The sequence below is a fragment of the Ruegeria sp. E8 genome (genome assembly GCF_056533985.1).
On the sequence record NZ_JBQFOY010000001.1, the window covers coordinates 461,018 to 479,204 of the forward strand.

Here is an 18,187-nt window from a genome sequence, read left to right on the forward strand (position 1 = left end):
ACTTCGCAGCCGCCCTCGGCAAGCCAAATATCAACTCCTATGGGTCAGTTGTATTGACCTATTAATAATCGACGCAGATTTCACGTAACCACTTGATATGACTCGCGAATCATGCCTGCGACATGGTATAAATAGCACAACCAACGTAGACGATTTTTACGAGGCCCGGTATGAGCAAGAAATATGTGATCTATCGCAGGGTAAGCACGGCCCAGCAGGGCAAGTCCGGGCTGGGTCTGGAAGCTCAGGATCGGGATATTGCCTTGTTTCTAGACAACTACTCAGACGTACCGTTTGAGGTTCTGGGAACCTTCACAGACGTGCAGAGCGGCAAGTACGCCGACCGTCCAGAACTAGAAAAGGCGCTGGAAACGGCCCGGAAGCATCGGGCAGAACTGCTTGTCAGCAAACTGGACCGCCTCAGCCGTGATGTGGAATTTATCGCGAAAACCCTTAAAGATAAGGACCTTACGCTAAGGGTGGCGTCCATGCCTTCCGCTGACAAATTCCAGCTGCATATCTATGCAGCGCTGGCAGAACAGGAACGTGACTTCATCAGCCTGCGCACCAAGCAAGCGCTAGCGGCAGCGAAGGAAAGAGGCGTCAAATTGGGTGGTATGCGGGATGCCACCATGAAGCGCAATGAAGCGGCGAAACAAGCGGCTGACGCCGCCGCTCAGCGTGTCGCATCCATCATCATTCCAATGCGGAAATCCAACGCTTCACTACAGGCAATCGCGGACGCTCTGAACGCTGCCAACGTCCCGACACCACGTGGCCGCAAGTGGGCTGCAATGAGTGTCAGCAACGCCCTGAAACGGCTGGATGCAGCTTGATCCTATTAACATGACATAGAGAGGTATCCGGGTGGGTGCGGGGCCGCGTTAGCGGCTTGAAAACAAAGGCAAATCACATTGACTCTTAACGTCGAATCGTCGTATAAGTAATTGTAAATAAAGGGAAAGGGGACCCGAGGCCGGTATACCCTTTTTTCGTGGAGAGGCGCGTAGTTGCTGTCTGCATACCTCGTGTAAACCTCAGAAAACCCGGATTAAGTACCCCGAGTTGACATCGGTTCTCATCTGCCCCGTCTCGGTTGCATTTTGAACTTCACGGTTATCATTTAGCGCTCTGGATGTTGCACGAATAGGGGACCCAACGGCAACCGGCACCCCCCTTTTTCGTTTCGCAATCCGGCCTCAAAAAATTTTCAATTCCGGTGAAAAAATGTTGCAGTGCCTGCGACTGAACGCTGCCCGGTTTGGATGAACCGTTTTGGCGGTTTGCTAGGCCACGTCACCCACCTGTGATACACTGTACTTGCTTAGCGGGGGTCTGATCCCCCGGCATTTTTGCCGTCTTCGGGCGGGTGTTTCGGGCGTATGGGGCCGCGAAACACCCGCCCACTTTTCCCATACCGAAGAAAGATGTAGCCACCACATGGCTGAAACTCACGAACTCCGTTTGAAGATTAATTCGGGTGCTGCAAAGAGCGGCGCGCGTGAATTCACTGGTGCCATCAAGGCCGTTCAGAAGGCCGTCCGCGATCTGGACCGGGACACCGCCGGGACTTTCACCAAGCTCAAGAATATTAAGCCGCAATACGACGTGACCCCGCTGACGCGGGCACGCACCGAAACCGAAAACCTGACCCGTGCAACCGACCGCGCCGCCGCCACGATCCAGAGAACCGCACTCGCCAGTGCGTCGGCGCTCAGGTCTTCTGAACAGGCCGCGCAGCGCCTTGCCCTGCGTATGGGCGATCTTGGTGACACGTCCGGGATTGCTCAACTCGAAACCGCTCTGACGCGTCTACAGGCCAATCTTGTGAACGCCACCAGCACCTTGGATGTGCGTTCCGCCAAGTCTCAGTTCGATGATCTGCGCAGTTCTTTGTTGCAGAACACTGTCGCTGCTGAACATCTTCGCGGCGAACAGGCTCAGCTTGCCCGCCAGACCGAAGAGGCTGCACGCGCTGCCTCTGGAAAGGCTGAGGCATTGGACCGGCTACGCACCAAATACAACCCGGTCTATGCAGCCTCAAAGCAGTATGAAAACGCAATGGACGAAATCAGCGCTGCCGAACGGGAAGGAGCCATTTCTACCCAGCTCGCCGCTGACGCGCGTCAGCGCGCGGCCCAGCAGCTTGCAGGTGCGTCCGCTGTTGTCGATCAGCACACCGCCGCAATGCAGCGCAATGCCACTACGACGCAACAGGGCATCATGGTGGGGCATCAGCTTTCCGACGTTCTTATTACGTCACAGATGGGTTTTCAGTCTGTAGGCATGATCGCGTTGCAGCAAGGATCGCAAATCGCTGCCCAGATGAATAGCCTCAAGGCCGCTGGCGGGGGAGTCTTCCGTACCCTGCTTGCCGGTTTCACTTCTTTGGTGAATCCGCTCAGCCTTATCACTATAGGCGCGGTTGCCGCTGGTGCCGCCATCGCAAAGTGGTTTTTTGCTGGGGCAGAAGAAACTAAGTCATTCGGCGATGCGCTGTCCGACGCCAATACGAAGATTCAGAACCTGCGCCGTGCGTCCGACGCGTTGGCGACTGGCAATCTGTCCCAGCTCCGCCGGGAATATGGAGCAGTAAACGAAGAGCTGCGTGTGCATATCGAACGCTTGCAGCAAGTCGCAAAGATTGACGCGAAGAACGTCAACCGAGATTTGATTGCATCCATTGAAGACGCGCTTACCAGCGACGGAAACCCGTTCACCGGATCGGTCGATGAAGTTCGCCGCGCCTTCGATACCACCAACGACTCCGCCCGCCACATGTTGGCGCTGATGACCGAGATTCAGAACGCAGCCACTTTCGAAGATCAGGCGGCAAGCGTGACCCGGCTGCGCTCTGAGGTCGAACGCGTATCCGGCGGATTGGCGCGCGCTGAAGGTGAGGCGCTTGAAGTGCTGATGCAGCTCATCAAGAGCGAAGACGCTGCAAAGAAGCTCATGGCTGCGCAAGAGGGCACCAGCAAAGCTACGAGGCGGGCCGCGTCAGCGGCGTCCGGGCTATCCAGTCAGCTTGGCACGGCGGCTGACGCCGCCCAGCAGCTTCTTTCCACGTTGGGCGCGGTACCCAGCGCAGTCGCTGCATTGGGACGTTCTGTGGACGAGCAGATTGCCAGCATTCAGGCTGAAAACAGGTCGTTGACCTTGCAGGTTGATCTAGGCTTGTCCAGTCAGGCCGCGAACCGCCGGGTGCAGCTTGATGACCTGTTGCTGTCCGGTGCGATGACGCCGGATCAGGCCGTTGCCGAATTTGAAAAGATTGGCGAACTTGAAAGCCTTGCCAAGCGGCAGGCAGCGCTGCGTAAGCAGCTCAGCGAAGCAAATCGGAGCGAGCGGAAAGGCGGCGGCGGGCGAAAGAGTGAGGTAGGCGAATACAAGAAGCTTATCGAAGCTGCACAGAAGCGCACGACGGCGTTGAATGCGGAATCATCTGCTCTACAGATGCTGGCAGACGGTCAGTTTCGTACTGCTGAAGCTGCCAACCTGATGGCGCGGGCACAGCAGCTTTCGGGCGGGTCCGTTGATGCCACCACCATGGCAATGATCAAGCAGATCGATGCCGCCGCGAAGCTCAATGAAGAACTGAGCCGGGTCGCGAACGACCCGGTTAAGGCATGGCGCGACAGCGTTCCCGGTTGGTATGAAGCTGGGCAGCGGATCGAAGTGGGTGTCATCGGCAACCTCAAGGATGCTCTGTCCGAGATGATGCAGTCTGGTACTGTGGACGTAGAAGCGTTCGGGCAGGCAATCCTTGGCACGATCTCCGAAATCGTTGCAGACAAGGCTCTGAAGGAGTTGCACACCGCGTTCGGTGGTGAAGGCTCGTTCCTCGGATCGCTTCTGGGCGATACGCTCGGACAGGATGCTTCACTAGGCGACAGCGCCGCCTCTGGTGGACCTGCGGCAATGCAGAACGCCATGATGACGGGCGGGCAGCAGGCAGGGCAGAACATCGCTCAGGCCATGCTTCAGGCAGGGCAGCAAGTATCCACCCAAATGCAGGGCGGCATGGCTCAGGGTGGCGCGCAGGCTACCGGACAAATCCGGGGCGGAATGCAGTCAGGAGGAGTAGTCGCAGGCAATCAGGTTCGCACCGCTACTATGTCCGGCGGGCAGCAACACGCAACGAGTGTCCAGACCGCAATCCAGAACGGGGGCAAGCAGCACGCGACTATGATCCAGCAGGCAACCATGATGCCGAAGAAGGGCGGTTTCCTCAGTGAGCTATTCGGTGGTGGGTCCGGCTTCCTTGGTACGGCCCTGTCATTTGCGCCAATGTTCTTTGAAGAGGGCGGGCTTACGTCCAATCCGCACCCGATAAACTGGAACCACGCGCCGCACTACGCGTCAGGCACTCCGAACACGTCCGGTATCCCGGCGGTATTGCATCCGAACGAAGCCGTGATCCCGCTTTCCAAGGGGCGCAAGATTCCGGTTGAGATGGCAGGAGGTGCAGGCGGTGGCGGAAACGTAATCAACATGCCGCAGACTTTTAATATCGCAACCCCCGATGCGGATAGCTTCCGCCGTTCCCAGAAGCAGATTGCGGCAGATGCTGCCCGCGCTGGACGAATGGCGTCAGCCCAAATCGACTGAAGAAGGTCCCTCAATGTCTCAGTATACGCCTAAAACGTCCCCCGGACATCCGCTTGGATTGCATCGCCCCAAGTTCGAAGAAATCCGCAAGCAACGCGGTTTGGACGAAAAGGGCTTCCCGAAAAAGCGGGAACCTGAACCGGAAGAAGAGACGGAAGAATCTGAGCACTAGGCGCTTTCCGTGTAAACGACACGATCACGCCAAAGTTGAGCCGCAAAGCACTCATAGTCACCAAAATTACTAAGTATTTTGGAGGCTTAAGTGAGAAAAGCTATCGCAGCAATTTTGCTGATTTCGACGGTTACAGCATGCACGGAACCAGTAATTCAGACTGGTGCAAGCTACCCGGCAGTATCGCCAGATCAGGTCAAAGTGTCATTCGCCGACGCGCCAAACTGTGAGAATGCAAAGGAGATCGGACTTATCCCACAAGTTGGGTCGAACAAGTATTCTCAGACAAGGGCAATCAACGAAATCAAACGGCAAGCTGGATCACGGGGCGCTAACTTGGTGTTACTTCAAACACGGGCCACAAGTCTTTTGGGTGACATGCTTATCGACGCTGAGATGTACCGCTGCCTTTAGTATAGAATAGAGTTTGGGCCGCTCACGCGGCCCTTATTCTTTGCCATCGCTTTCCTGTGATTTGCGATACCACGTATCTACGTTCCGCTTGTCATTCGCCCAGCTTCTCTCTGAAGACATTTTATCAATTTTTTCAGCCTGCTGCCGGTGTTCTTTGATGTCGTTTAGAGAAAGGGACCAGTCGTTACCGTCGTCATCTGTGCGGATCAAAAATGGGCTGTCGGCTGTTACGCCGCCAGACAGGTATTTCCCCCATTTCTCCATTGCTTCTAGACGCTGCCGGAACTGGGACCCCCGAACGTAACGTGACTCGGTGTCTCCGTGGATATTGTGATCCAACGCTAATTCTGCAACGTCGCGAGAACAAGATTCAGTCTCAGTCGCCCACGTTCTGAAAGTGGCGCGCAACCCGTGGCCCGTCGAAGGGAAGTTATTCGACTTGAGCCAGTTGTTGAAGAAGTTCTCGGAGATAATCCCGCGTTTGAATGAACCGGCATAGGGGAATACAAGATCATCCGCGCCATGTGCTCTCGTTATAGATCGCGCATATTCAAGTTGTATCTGCGAGGCCGTAGACAATGGCACAATGAACTGTTTACCGCCTTTCATATTCTCTGGTGGAATTATCCACGCATCCGCTGCAATTTCTTTCCACTTCATGAGCCTGACGGGCAAAATTCGGGGTAGGGTCAAAAGATAGAATTTGAGTGCGACTAACCGGATGTCGTCCTCTTGAATGCTCTTGAATAACTTTGGTCCGTCTTCCCAACTCAGGGCGGCGTGAGGTTTGGGTTTGTGGCCCGATTTACCAAGCTGAGTCGCCGCCTTGTCTGTCAGTTCAACATCAACGGCGGCGTCAGCCGCTTGTGCGTACCTCAGTACGTCGGCAATGCGAGGTCGAACTTTCTTTGCCGTGGGGTACTGATCGTACCAAAGCGGTTTCAGGATGCTGACCACATCGTCAACTGTGATGTCCCGACAGCGTAGTTTGCCTAGCTTAGGAACAGCATGCATTTCTAATACACGCAGCCACTCCCCGGACTGGTTTTTACCTCTGAAACCGCGCTTCTTTGCTTCATATGTCGCTTTTGCTGCTTCGGAAAATGTCAGGAACTTAGTTCCGGTTCCACGGACCTCGGCCATGACTTCACGTGGAGAGCGTCCTGTTGCTACAGCCTCTTGGCAATCCTCCGCTAATGCCCTCGCGCGTTTCAAAGGGACAGCCGGGTAGGGGCCAAGTCCGGTCTTGGGTGGCATGCCCCGGCGCTGGGTGCGAAAAAACCAATGCGCGCTATTGGCGTTCTCACGTTGGAAATACAGCCCGCCGCCATCGTTCAAAGTGACCTTCTCGGTTCCTCGCAACTGGCTATCCTTGAGCCTGTGTATTCCCGCCATAAATACCTCAATTTCTGTACTGATTTCTGTACTGATTTTGATGTGTAATGCCGTTATCTTGCGGAGTCCATACCTCTAAATGCCTTTGAAATATAACAAAAATACGGATTAGTAGATCGCGTTATACGTGTGTATGATTCATCTCAGGTGCGCCACACCATCCAAAAAAGTACTTACGAACAATGTCTTACTTGGTTAGTTTGCTCCGACGAGTGACACGTCAAGTGAAACCTGTCGAAGAACCGGTTCAAACTTGGCCTATCTCAATTCGGTAGGGTCAGAACGCTGGTGAGAGTCGCAGTGGCCACCAGTACCATCAGAATGATTGCAGTTTCGATTTCAATTGAGCGGGCCAAGTGGCGGGCAGCTGTATCGTCCCCGGCCTGCATCGCGGGAACAAAGCGAAGTTTGTTCGCGGCTGCCAACGTCAGAACAGCGCAAACAAGTGCAAGTTTGATCAGCAGGGTTTGCCCGTAGCTTGTTGTCGTCAATGCCCGCAGATCGCCCAACAGCATCCAGGCCATCAATAGTCCCGCCAAAATCAGTGTGGGGATTATGACGGTAGCGGCTTGCCCAAACTGATGCCCTAATGAGGCTGCTGTGCCCAGATACTCTGGCTGGCGCGACAGAGCATACAACGGTCCAAGTACCCCGACCCAGAACGCAACGCCCAGAAGGTGCAGGAACAACAGAAAACGGGCACCTGTTTGTTCCAATTCAGGGACATGCCCGATTTGAACAAACGACCACAGCGCAAGCAATCCACTCGCGAGCGCGATCCATTGTCCAACGCGTGGGATAAACACTCCGACGATGATCAAGACGGTCCCGATGACGCGACTAACCAGAACGTCGCCAACCGGCGTCTGCCACAAAAGGCCGAGCATTTCTGGATCAATCATGCCATCAGCCCCACCCGTCAAGGCGGCACCACGCAGCAGGAAACCAAGGACAGAGGCAGCAAGCGCAAGCCCCGCCAGCAGCGCAGCCTGTACTTGAATCTTATCGCTGAGAGGCGACACAAGGTCGGCAAAAGCGGCCCGAATGATCAAAAGTCCGGTCGAACCACCAATACCGACATAGAGCATCAGCTTGGACAAAATTGCTCCTATTCCCCAGATATCGGGCATGGTCAGTCCACTGTGAACGTGAAATCACCCTGCATGGCGTGCCCGTCCGCACCCAAACCCCGCCATTCTATGCGATAGGTGCCTTTGCCCATGCTTTGAAACGGGAGCGCGAACGCGCGGCCGAAACTGGTCTGATCTCCAAGATCAAGTGTGACGGTGTGAGCCTTCTGATGGATCATGTTAACCTTTGTCAGGCGAATATCATCCGTGAAATTGAAACTGATCACAGAAGGCACTTCGGCAATTGTCGCGCCGTTTTCGGGTGTGGTGGTGTCCACGCGCGAATGAGCAAAAGCACCTGTGGCAAACGTGGATATCAGTGCAATTGTGGTGAGCTTCTTCTTCATTGGGTGGTTCCTCAGTTTATTCCATTGGCGCGCTGGATTTCGCGAATGTAGTCGATGACCATGGCCACGTCTCCACGGGTCAGGCCTTCTATTGGTGGCATGTCGCCAAATTGCCAGTGGTGACTTCTAACGCCCATCGCGACCGCGCGTTGAAATGACTCGTCCGCGTGATGGGCGGGTTCATAGATGACATGGATCAGCGGCGGCCCTGCACCTTCAATGCCGACCGCGTTGTTGCCGTGACACGCGGCGCATGCGTTTTCGAATATACGCTGTCCGATAACAGCGTTTCCTTCGATTGGTGGCATCTGAATTGCGACCATGTCGCTGCCATCGGTGGTCGCAGGCTGTTCGTCGTTGTCAACCGAAACCGGGCGCAGCACGAAGTAGGCAGCCATGACGGCCGCGGCGCAAACGCCGGTTAGGAGATGTTTTTGGTTCATGTAGAGGTCCTAACACTGTGAAACAGAGGAATTCCGCAAATCTTTGCGGCATATCGGAACGTGCTCACGGTACGTGAACAGCGTCGGATTTCTGTTTCAGAAGTTAGGGGGTCTGTCCGGGTTGTCCGGTTCATTAAGCGCCGAAAAGCTTGTCACCTGCCATGTCAATACGACTGCCGATTGGCAGGGGCTTGATGCGGAATTCTGAATCGTAAGTGCTAGAGCATTGCACAGGAATGGGTTGCATCCTACGTGCGCCGGTTCGTTTGATTGACGCGCGGTGTCTTCGCTTGGAGGGGTCGAAACGTGGTCAGTGTGCTGTGACTCAACGCCCGGGACCACATGATCATCATGACCGACAGCGCAATCTTTCGACAGCGCATGCGCAACACTCCCGAGCCCGATAGTACAGGCCAAGAAAAAAGCAAGCAGCGTTGTGGTTGTTAGGCGAAAGTGTTTCACGCAGAAAAACTAATCCGGGTTCCAGACAAACGCAACGCGAATGCCAGAGGTTTCTTCTGGGCAATTGATCCCTTGGAGAGGCAGCTTTGCGTTACAAAGCGGGCTTCCAAGCGCTATGCAGCACATTGGGAATTGAGACCAGAACAAACTTTCACGACGCCAAGCATCTATGGCCGCTGAGGGTCGACCACAACCGAACATCAACGGTCTTCCAGCGAGCTTCTGCGCCGCACAGAGGTCTGAAGTGAGCTCAAAGAATCTAAGGCTGCGCGCGACAGGGCTGGCAGAGGGAAGGTGTTACAAAAGCCATACCTGAACCCCTTTACTTAGCGGATCGCTCGAGATTATGAAGCGCAGTTTTCTTTCTTGGAATTCCGTAGAAATGTCCGCGTTAAGCTGCTTGAGGCCGTCGGCGCTCGAACGGGTGATGGCTATTTGGTTGAGTGTATTTTGGGTTCAATTTCTCAACCACTTTATACGGGCACGGTTTTCAATTCTGCTGGGTACGAAAGATTATTGCTAACGCCCTTACTGAGGCGCAAATTTTTCCATCAGCACGTTTTCCTGTACACTTTCCGGATGAGTTTCGTTCGCGTCACCTTTGAAGGAGGAAAGAACGTGCAAGTCATCTCTTCAAAAAAAAAGTTTCTGATCGTTGTCGTGATTGTAGCGGTTTTAGGTTGTTCTATTATTACGGGGTATTCACCCCAAAGCGTTTTAGGCTGGATTTTGGTCGGAATTGTAGCCGCATTCATCCTTGGCAAGCTGACCGATGATGATCCGGATAGCGATGATGAATTAGAAAGCGGAAAGGCGTCTGACTCAAATGTCCACTCGGATGTCGACGATGAAAAGACGCGTGAGTCAGGCAGTTCAACTGCGGAAACGGCATCCAGCAGCGATTCCGGGGGCGGTGACGCCGGCGGAGGAGGAGGTGGAGATGCAGGGATGTAACCGGAAAACCAGTCAACCGGATGTCAGATAGACTGAGATCGTAGCTTCGGCGTTTTAGCCGCGCCAACTGCGTACGACACCGCAGTCCATGTGCACGAAATTTGATCCGTAATACTGACCGACGCCACCCGCACGGCAGGACATCGCCGCCTTGGCCATCTGCGAGACCGAGCGGGACGCGAGGCGCAAGTCAGCTGCCTGTCCTTCCATGTGGAGGGACTTTCGGGCCACGCGTCGAGACCGGGCACGCAGCATTGCGTTTGTCTGAGGGGAACGATAGCCGGACAACAACATGTAGGGCTCGTTGACATCCAGCAGGTTGTGTGATGCCGCCATGATATCAATCGTGCGTAAATCGATGGATTTTACCTGATCTGTGCGCCAATCACGCATGAAGTGGTTCACTTCTTTGACAGCGTCCTTGATATACTTACCATCGACCCAATAAATCATATCCAACCGTTCGCCCGTGCGACCGGAATACATACGTATGCGACGAATATCGCCGCCACCGCGCAAAAAGCCTGCTGCATTTGAGTAGGAAGGAGCTGCCACGACTGCGGTTGCTGCAAATGCACCCAATAGGGCACGCCGGGTCAAGCCCGAGGAACTGCTCTTGGTCATTTTTGGTTCGTCCCGTACTGTTCCTGCCTGCGCACGATGTTACGCGCGCCGTCTTAATTTTTTCCCATCCCAGATGCGGAATGTATGGCACAATCGGAATCAACGGCCAAGAAGTGTTTCACAATCACCTATTCAAGGGGGAATTTTCGGCAGTTTTTTGCGCAAATGTCACAGCGCATCACAGATATTTTTGAGGTGTGAGTTTCGAGCCACGCAGCCGATGCAATCGCGCATCAGGCATCGACAGAAGCGATTTGGTAGGGAATTTGTGAATAGACAAGGCTTCGGGCTCAAATCCATACTTGTTCGACGCACATATCCACCTGTCCAAACTATTGATTATCAAGGCAACCAATGTTTTCTGTTTTCCGGACCAGTACCAGTATCCTGCTAACCGCCTGTTTTGCGGCTACGGCGAGTATTGCGAATACCACCTTTGAGCCCGCGCCCAGCACGGCGTTCCAGATGGCAATCGCTGAAAACACAGCGCGGGCGTCGCAAGTCGCCGAGTTTTACCGGACAAACGGATTTGCGCCGATTTGGGTGGGTAAAACCGCCGAACATACGCAACGCAGGGCAGCGTTGATCAAGGCTTTGTCGAGCGCGCATCTGCACGGGTTGCCGCAAGCCACCCCATCAGTTTCAACCTTGCTGGAGACGATGGAATCGGCACGCTCGACCCGCGATCTTGGGGCCGTTGAGGCTAAACTGAGCAGGATTTTTGTCGAATACGCTGACGCGCTGTACACAGGCGCAATTCGGCCCGGAAGTGTTGATGATGGTCTCGTTCGGACGGTGGCGCGGCGCAGCGCCGCCGAGCATTTGCAAGGCCTCGGTGCGCAAGGTGCTGCATATATTGAGCAACTTGCGCCGCAGACACCTCAATACCGGGCGTTAATGAAGCAAAAACTGGTACTTGAGGCTCTTATTGAACAGGGCGGATGGGGAGCAACTGTTCCCGTGAGCAAGCTGGAATTCGGCGATACCGGGCCGAATGTCGTGAAGTTGCGCAATCGTCTGGTGGTTATGGGGTATATGAGACCTTCCGCCAGCCCCTCGTTCGATGCGGCTCTGCTGGACGGTGTTCGGGCTTTTCAAACCGCGCATGGGTTGGAACCTGATGGCGTTGCGGGCAAAGGCACGATTACCGAGCTGAATCGTCCCGCTTCCGACCGGTTGAAGGCCGTTTATGTCGCACTGGAACGGGAACGCTGGTTGCCTCGGGAACGCGGCACGCGTCATATCCTGGTCAACCAGGCCGATTTCTCGGCCAAAATCGTGGATGATGGGCACGTCACCTTTGAGACCCGGGCGGTGATCGGAAAGAACACCCATGACCGCCGGAGCCCCGAGTTTTCGGACGTGATGGAGCATATGGTGATCAACCCCAGTTGGTATGTTCCCCGTTCGATCATCACCAAAGAATATCTGCCGAAGTTGAAGGCGAATCCAAATGCGGTCGGTCACATTCAGATCACCGACAGCAGGGGACGGCAGGTCAATCGTGGGGCTGTGGACTTTAACCAATTCACAGCGCGCAATTTCCCATTCGCGATGCGCCAGCCACCCAGCCAAAGCAATGCTTTGGGGTTGGTGAAGTTCATGTTCCCTAATAAGTATAATATCTATCTGCATGATACACCTCATAAAAACCTGTTTGCGCGTGAGGTTCGGGCGTTCTCGCATGGCTGCATCCGGTTGGCACAACCCTTCGAGTTTGCCTATGCGCTACTGGCAAGACAGGAAGAAGATCCGAAGGCATTTTTCCATCGCGTTCTGAAGACCGGGAAAGAAACCAGAGTTGAACTGGATCAGCATGTCCCGGTGCATCTGATCTATCGGACGGCATATGTCGGACCGAAGGGTGCAGTGCAGTATCGCCGCGATGTTTACGACCGGGATCGCAAGATTTGGGAGGCCCTTCAAAAGGCAGGGGTGGCCCTGCCGGACGTTCAGGGGTAAGCACGGGTCAAATCCTGCCAAAAGGAAGCCCGCCATGCAGTTCACCGTTCAACAAATCGCCGACTCTCTGGGCGCTGAATGTCAGGGCGATGCTGGCCTGACAATTGTGCGGGCCGCTGAACCGGGTGATGCGGGTCCTACCGATTTGGCGATGGCCATGTCTCCAAAATACGCCGAGGCGCTATCCAACGGTGAAGCACGCGCCGCTGTGTTGTGGGAAGGCGCGGACTGGCAGGCGATGGGTTTGCGGGCGGCCATTTTCGTAAAGCGCCCCCGCATGGCGATGGCCGGAATCACTGCGATGCTGGATCGCGGGCAGGGGGTTGAGCCGGGCATTCACCCTTCGGCCGTTGTTGATCCAACGGCGGAAATTGGTGCGGATGTAGCGATTGGTCCACTGGCAGTCATTGGTGCCCGCGCGCGGATTGGTTCCGGATCGGTCATCGGGGCGCATTGTGTGGTCGGTATAGATGCCGTTCTGGGCGAACAGGCTCTTTTGCGCGAGATGGTCAGCATTGGCGCCCGTGCACAGATCGGGGATCGCTTTATCGCGCAACCTGGTGCACGGATCGGGGGTGACGGGTTCAGTTTCGTCACGCCCGAAGTGTCAGGTGCAGAGAATGCGCGTAAGACAATGGGCGATCAGGGTGATGCCAAGGCGCAAAACTGGCTGCGCATTCACTCTTTGGGCGCGGTTGAGATCGGTGACGATGTCGAGGTGGGGTCGAACTGTACGGTCGACAATGGCACGATCCGCAATACATGCATTGGCGACGGCTCAAAGCTCGATAATCTGGTTCACGTCGGTCACAACACCCGCGTCGGGCGGGATTGTCTGCTATGCGGGCAGACCGGCGTGTCGGGATCGGTCGAAATTGGCAACAACGTCGTTCTGGGTGGTCAAACCGGGGTTGTCGATAATATTTTCATCGGGGACGGCGTCATATCGGGTGGAGGAACAAAGATACTGTCAAATGTTCCCGCTGGACGCGTAATCATGGGCTACCCCGGCATCAAAATGGAAACCCATACAGACGTCTACAAGGCGCAGCGACGCCTGCCGCGAATGGCCCGCGACGTTGAGGCACTGAAAAAGGCTGTTTTCAAACAGACCCCAAGCGATTAAATCATCCTCAAACTGATAATCAGGGGATCGACATGAGCATCAGCGACCGCGTCATCGCAATCATTGCAGAGCAGGCCGTGCTGGAGCCATCGGACGTGACGCCCGAAAGCACACTGGAAGATCTGGGCATCGACAGCCTTGGTCTGGTCGAGAGTATCTTTGCCATTGAAGAAGAGTTCGACATCTCGATTCCTTTCAATGCCAACGAACCCGAGGCCAATGATTTCGATATTTCGAATGTCGCTGCGATCATTGCAGGGATCGAAAAGCTTGTGTCGGAAAAGGTCTGACAAACTCTCATGAAACGTGTTGTCATTACCGGCTCGGGGACGATCAATTCGCTGGGCCATTCTGTCCCTGACACGCTGAAAGCCATGCGCGAAGGCCGCTGTGGCATCTCAGAGCTGGAATTCCGCGACGTCGACCGCTTGGCCATCAAGATCGGCGGACAGGTCCGGGGGTTTGAGGCCGAAGGGCGGTTCAACCGCCAGCAGATATCTTTGTATGACCGGTTCACCCAGTTCACCCTGACCGCAGCCAAAGAGGCGATCGACCAGTCGGGCATCGAGTTTCACGGAGAGTTGGCCGCGAAATCGGGTGTTGTGTTGGGGACCGCCGGCGGCGGCGTGTCGACTTGGGATGACAATTACCGTTCGGTTTATGAGGACGGAAAGAACAGGGTGCACCCGTTTGTTGTTCCCAAGCTCATGAACAACGCGGCGGCCAGCCATGTCTCGATGGAACACAACCTCAAAGGCCCAAGTTTCACCGTTTCGACCGCTTGCGCGTCGTCCAACCACGCCATGGCACAAGCCTTTCAAATGGTGCGCAGCGGTATCGCGCCTGCCATGGTTACGGGTGGGTCCGAATCCATGCTGTGTTTTGGCGGCGTCAAAGCGTGGGAAGGCTTGCGCGTAATGTCGAAAGATGCGTGCCGTCCTTTCAGTGCCAATCGTAACGGGATGGTACAGGGCGAGGGGGCTGGTGTCTTTGTGTTCGAAGAATACGAACACGCCCGTGCCCGTGGGGCCGAGATTTTGTGCGAAGTTGTCGGCTTTGCCATGTCGTCAGACGCCGCGGATATCGTGATGCCCAGCAAGCAAGGGGCTTCGCGGGCCATGTCAGGTGCGTTGGCCGATGCCCGGTTGAATGCAAGCGATGTGGGGTACATCAACGCGCATGGCACCGGGACGGCTGCAAATGACAAGACCGAATGTGCTGCGGTTGCGGATGTCTTCGGCCCTCATGCCGACGATCTGATGATCTCATCGACCAAATCCATGCATGGCCATCTGATCGGCGGGACCGGTGCGGTCGAGCTGTTGGCCTGTATCATGGCGCTGCGTGACGGTGTCATTGCACCAACTATTGGATACGAAGAGCCCGACCCGGAATGCGCGCTGGATGTGGTGCCGAACGATGCTCGCGATGCCAAAGTCGACGTCGCGCTCAGCAATGCGTTCGCTTTCGGGGGGCTGAATGCTGTTCTGGCTTTGAAAAGGGTCTAGTGGTCAAAAAGCCGCCGCAAGTGATGCGGCGGCATATTCAGAAAAACGTTTTCAGTTCGTATTGACCGTCAGGGATTCATAGCCTGATGTGAAGCCGGACAGCGACATATCCATTTCCAGAACCTGGTCCGGGAAGCGGGCGGGAACCAGAGAGAAAGTGGCCTTGCTGCCAGCTTTCATCGCATCGATATCACCCTGGCTGAGCCCAAGCTGTGCGATGCAGCCAACCGGAACGCAGTGGTGATAGTTGTACAGCTTGCGCGGTGCACCGTCGATGGACAGGGCAAGTTGAGCTTGCAGCAGCGTCTCCAATGGAACGATCACATTTGCCCAGGCAACGGCCGCTCCGCCTTCGGGTAGCTTGCCGATCGATACTTCTGCAATCGGGTCGCCTTGGTCGCCGTTCAGAACCTGAACGATGGCACAAGGGTCTTCACCTTGCTGTGCCTTGATGCACGACACATCCCAGTCGCCGAATTCTTCTTTGACGAATTGCTCTCCGACCCGTGGTCCTTCCTGGCCCAGGTCCAGCGCTGTTTCTGGTTCGGATGTCGTTGTGTCCTGCGCATAGGCAGCACCGCACAGCAAAACCGCTGCCACGGTATTCAGCGAGAGGATTTTCTTGATCATGAATGCCTCGATTTGATGATTGAGCTTTTCGCTTCGTTTAACACTCTTCTGGACTGGTGTCAGTCACTATCGGAACAGCATGTTCGAACGTGAACGGATTCCTGCCGGAACGCCGAAAACGGGTTGTTCCGAATTAGAAAAAGGGAGCTGATCAAACAACTCCCTTTTCCAAAAGGTTCTCCCCGTCGGACTGGCCGACTTATTTATGCGCAAACCCTACGAAAGGGGGGCTGACGGGTCAACAGCTATCCTCAATTTTTAATTTGCCGATTAGAACTTTGAAACCCTTCGGGAGAGAAAAAAAGCCGTGCCCGAAGGCACGGCCAGTCGACAGGGAGGAAGTCTGCCCCGCAGAAAGGAAATCACCACAGGGCAAATTGACTATCGCAGTCAAAGGTTAACTTTGTATGCTGGTCCCGGATCGGTGAAACATAAGGCAGTGTTAATGGGCGAGAATATCTTTTTGGGCGGCGGTGGCGAAGGCTATGGCCAGCCGCAGGAACTGGCGTTGAAATACGCAAACCGCCATGGGTTGATTGCCGGTGCGACCGGAACGGGTAAGACCGTGACGTTGCAAATCCTTGCTGAAGGGTTCTCTCAGGCCGGGGTTCCGGTGTTTTTGTCCGATGTCAAAGGCGATTTATCCGGGCTGGCCTTGCCCGGAAGCGAGACACACAAACTGCACCAGGCGTTTCTGGATCGCGCGGGTCGTATCGGCTTTGACGATTTTTCCTATTCCGCCTGCCCGGTGACATTCTGGGATCTGTTCGGTGAACAAGGTCATCCCGTGCGTACAACAGTCACAGAAATGGGGCCATTACTGCTATCCCGTTTGATGGAACTGAGCGAGGCGCAGGAGGGTATTCTGAACATCGCGTTCCGTGTGGCAGATGAAGAAGGCATGCCGCTGTTGGATCTCAAGGATCTTCAGGCGCTGCTGGTCTGGATCGGAGAGAACCGCGCGCAGCTGTCCTTGCGGTATGGCAATGTATCGACGTCTTCCATCGGCGCGATTCAGCGGCGGTTGCTGGTGCTTGAAAACCAGGGCGGAACAAAGCTGTTTGGTGAACCGGCGCTGGATCTGGCCGATCTGATGCGGGCTGACGAGAACGGGCAGGGGATGGTGAACATCCTTGCCTCGGACAAGTTGATGGCTTCGCCACGGCTTTATGCGACCTTCCTGCTATGGTTGCTGAGCGAATTGTTCGAAGAACTGCCCGAGGTCGGAGACCCTGAAAAACCCAAGCTGGTGTTCTTTTTTGACGAGGCGCATCTGCTGTTTGATGGGGCCCCGAAAGTATTGGTGGACAAGGTTGAACAGGTGGCTCGCCTGATCCGATCCAAAGGGGTAGGGGTCTATTTCATCACACAGAATCCTGCGGATATCCCCGAGGATATTCTGGGCCAGTTGGGCAACCGCGTTCAGCACGCATTGCGGGCCTTTACGGCGCGTGACCGCAAGAACCTGCGGCTGGCAGCGGAAACTTATCGCGAGAACCCGGCCTTCGATACCGAGGCCGCGATCCGTGAGGTCGGCGTAGGTGAGGCCGTCACATCGATGCTGCAAAAGAAAGGCGTGCCTGGCGTGGTTGAGCGTACGCTGATTCGCCCGCCTGGGTCTCAGCTCGGACCGATTTCAGACGCTGAACGTCAGGCGATTCTCGACACTTCGCCGATGGCGGGGAAATATGACAAGGGGATAGATCGGAAATCCGCCTTTGAAATCTTGCAGGCCCGGGCAGATGCTGCCGCAAAAGCCGCCGAACAGGCCGAATCCGATGAGGTACTTGAAGCGCAATCGCCCATAGAACGGGAGTATTCTTCGGCCCGTAGATATTCGGGTAGCCGGGTGGGCAGGTCCTCGTCCCGTGTGCAGCGCCGGAAAGACACGTTTGCAACGGCAATGACCGAGGCAGTTATCAAGGAATTGAAAGGCACGACCGGACGTCGGATCGTGCGCGGTATTCTGGGCGGTTTGTTCCGCAACAGGTAAGGGCACGGCGCCCTTCCGGGCGCCGCGGCGTTTACTTGAGGCGGCGCTGGCCTTCCTGACGGCAATAGGCATCCGCCTCTGGCACCGACATTTTCGTGGCCGGGAAATCAATCGCGCGATCCCAGGTTACCCGGTCGGGGCGATACAGCTGACAGGTCACGACACCTTTGGGCGTTTGAACCTTGACAGGGGTTGTCTCAAGTTCTTCCGGTGAGGGAATGCAGGCGGCTGTTACAACGGCAACAACGGGAAATAGAACAAGTGTTTTGAGGCGCGGTGCTTTCATCTTTTACTCTTTTCAACACGTGTGGATGATCGTTACAGATCGGCGTAGACGGGTGTGAGTGCCGGCAACTTCCCGCAACATGAAAACACTGCGGTGGGTCCGTTTATTCAGAAAATCCTTAAGAATCAAG

At 55.3% G+C, this 18,187-nt stretch carries 16 protein-coding genes; 9 read left to right on the forward strand and 7 right to left on the reverse strand.

The window, feature by feature from the left end; genetic code table 11:
* Positions 1-170 precede the first annotated feature (170 nt).
* From ACR0LF_RS02325 to ACR0LF_RS02335, 3 genes are all read left to right on the forward strand, one after another.
* A complete protein-coding gene (locus tag ACR0LF_RS02325; RefSeq protein ID WP_480574377.1) occupies positions 171-836 on the forward strand; it encodes a recombinase family protein in 666 nt (221 codons plus the stop codon).
* A gap of 604 nt (positions 837-1,440) precedes the next feature.
* The gene (locus ACR0LF_RS02330; protein ID WP_480574381.1) at positions 1,441-4,611 is read left to right on the forward strand and encodes a phage tail tape measure family protein; all 3,171 of its coding nucleotides are present in this window, start codon (positions 1,441-1,443) and stop codon (positions 4,609-4,611) included.
* A gap of 13 nt (positions 4,612-4,624) precedes the next feature.
* Positions 4,625-4,783 (forward strand): hypothetical protein, encoded by a 159-nt coding sequence (locus ACR0LF_RS02335; protein WP_480574384.1) that lies wholly within the window; start codon positions 4,625-4,627, stop codon positions 4,781-4,783.
* A gap of 447 nt (positions 4,784-5,230) precedes the next feature.
* On the opposite strand, the gene ACR0LF_RS02340 is transcribed toward ACR0LF_RS02335, so the two are convergent.
* The 4 genes from ACR0LF_RS02340 to ACR0LF_RS02355 all read right to left on the reverse strand — a co-directional run bounded on the left by ACR0LF_RS02340 (position 5,231) and on the right by ACR0LF_RS02355 (position 8,512).
* A complete protein-coding gene (locus tag ACR0LF_RS02340; RefSeq protein ID WP_480574387.1) occupies positions 5,231-6,592 on the reverse strand; it encodes a tyrosine-type recombinase/integrase in 1,362 nt (453 codons plus the stop codon).
* A gap of 263 nt (positions 6,593-6,855) precedes the next feature.
* A complete protein-coding gene (locus tag ACR0LF_RS02345) occupies positions 6,856-7,722 on the reverse strand; it encodes a copper resistance D family protein (protein WP_480574390.1) in 867 nt (288 codons plus the stop codon).
* Positions 7,723-7,724: 2 nt separating this feature from the next.
* On the reverse strand, positions 7,725-8,069 hold the full coding sequence (locus ACR0LF_RS02350; protein WP_480574393.1) for a copper resistance CopC family protein: 345 nt from the start codon (positions 8,067-8,069) through the stop codon (positions 7,725-7,727).
* 11 nt (positions 8,070-8,080) lie between these two features.
* Positions 8,081-8,512, reverse strand: a complete 432-nt coding sequence (locus tag ACR0LF_RS02355; RefSeq protein ID WP_480574396.1) for a c-type cytochrome — start codon at positions 8,510-8,512, stop codon at positions 8,081-8,083.
* Between the two features lie 828 nt (positions 8,513-9,340).
* Here ACR0LF_RS02355 and ACR0LF_RS02360 point away from each other — a divergent pair.
* Positions 9,341-9,928, forward strand: coding sequence for a hypothetical protein (locus ACR0LF_RS02360; protein ID WP_480574398.1), 588 nt, complete (start codon positions 9,341-9,343; stop codon positions 9,926-9,928).
* Between the two features lie 54 nt (positions 9,929-9,982).
* Here the strand turns inward: ACR0LF_RS02360 and mepK are convergent, their stop codons facing one another.
* Positions 9,983-10,552, reverse strand: a complete 570-nt coding sequence (gene mepK, locus ACR0LF_RS02365; protein ID WP_480574401.1) for a peptidoglycan L,D-endopeptidase MepK — start codon at positions 10,550-10,552, stop codon at positions 9,983-9,985.
* Positions 10,553-10,906: 354 nt separating this feature from the next.
* Between mepK and ACR0LF_RS02370 the strand changes: the two genes are divergently transcribed.
* Genes ACR0LF_RS02370 through ACR0LF_RS02385 form a run of 4 tightly spaced genes read left to right on the forward strand, consistent with a single transcriptional unit; the run spans position 10,907 to position 15,148 of the window.
* Positions 10,907-12,514: a L,D-transpeptidase family protein gene (locus tag ACR0LF_RS02370; RefSeq protein WP_480574405.1), complete on the forward strand. Its 1,608-nt coding sequence runs from the start codon at positions 10,907-10,909 to the stop codon at positions 12,512-12,514.
* 34 nt (positions 12,515-12,548) lie between these two features.
* On the forward strand, positions 12,549-13,640 hold the full coding sequence (lpxD, locus tag ACR0LF_RS02375) for a UDP-3-O-(3-hydroxymyristoyl)glucosamine N-acyltransferase (RefSeq protein WP_480574408.1): 1,092 nt from the start codon (positions 12,549-12,551) through the stop codon (positions 13,638-13,640).
* Positions 13,641-13,672: 32 nt separating this feature from the next.
* Complete coding sequence (locus tag ACR0LF_RS02380) at positions 13,673-13,930, forward strand: acyl carrier protein (protein WP_152458003.1); 258 nt, start codon at positions 13,673-13,675, stop codon at positions 13,928-13,930.
* 9 nt (positions 13,931-13,939) lie between these two features.
* Positions 13,940-15,148 carry a beta-ketoacyl-[acyl-carrier-protein] synthase family protein gene (locus tag ACR0LF_RS02385; RefSeq protein WP_480574411.1) on the forward strand — a complete coding sequence of 403 codons (1,209 nt, stop codon included), beginning with the start codon at positions 13,940-13,942 and terminating at the stop codon, positions 15,146-15,148.
* Positions 15,149-15,199: 51 nt separating this feature from the next.
* Here the strand turns inward: ACR0LF_RS02385 and ACR0LF_RS02390 are convergent, their stop codons facing one another.
* On the reverse strand, positions 15,200-15,778 hold the full coding sequence (locus ACR0LF_RS02390; protein ID WP_480574414.1) for an invasion associated locus B family protein: 579 nt from the start codon (positions 15,776-15,778) through the stop codon (positions 15,200-15,202).
* Positions 15,779-16,223: 445 nt separating this feature from the next.
* Here ACR0LF_RS02390 and ACR0LF_RS02395 point away from each other — a divergent pair, with 445 nt between their 5' ends.
* The gene (locus tag ACR0LF_RS02395) at positions 16,224-17,771 is read left to right on the forward strand and encodes a helicase HerA-like domain-containing protein (RefSeq protein ID WP_480574417.1); all 1,548 of its coding nucleotides are present in this window, start codon (positions 16,224-16,226) and stop codon (positions 17,769-17,771) included.
* A gap of 31 nt (positions 17,772-17,802) precedes the next feature.
* Here the strand turns inward: ACR0LF_RS02395 and ACR0LF_RS02400 are convergent, their stop codons facing one another.
* Positions 17,803-18,057: a hypothetical protein gene (locus ACR0LF_RS02400; protein WP_480574420.1), complete on the reverse strand. Its 255-nt coding sequence runs from the start codon at positions 18,055-18,057 to the stop codon at positions 17,803-17,805.
* Positions 18,058-18,187 lie beyond the last annotated feature (130 nt).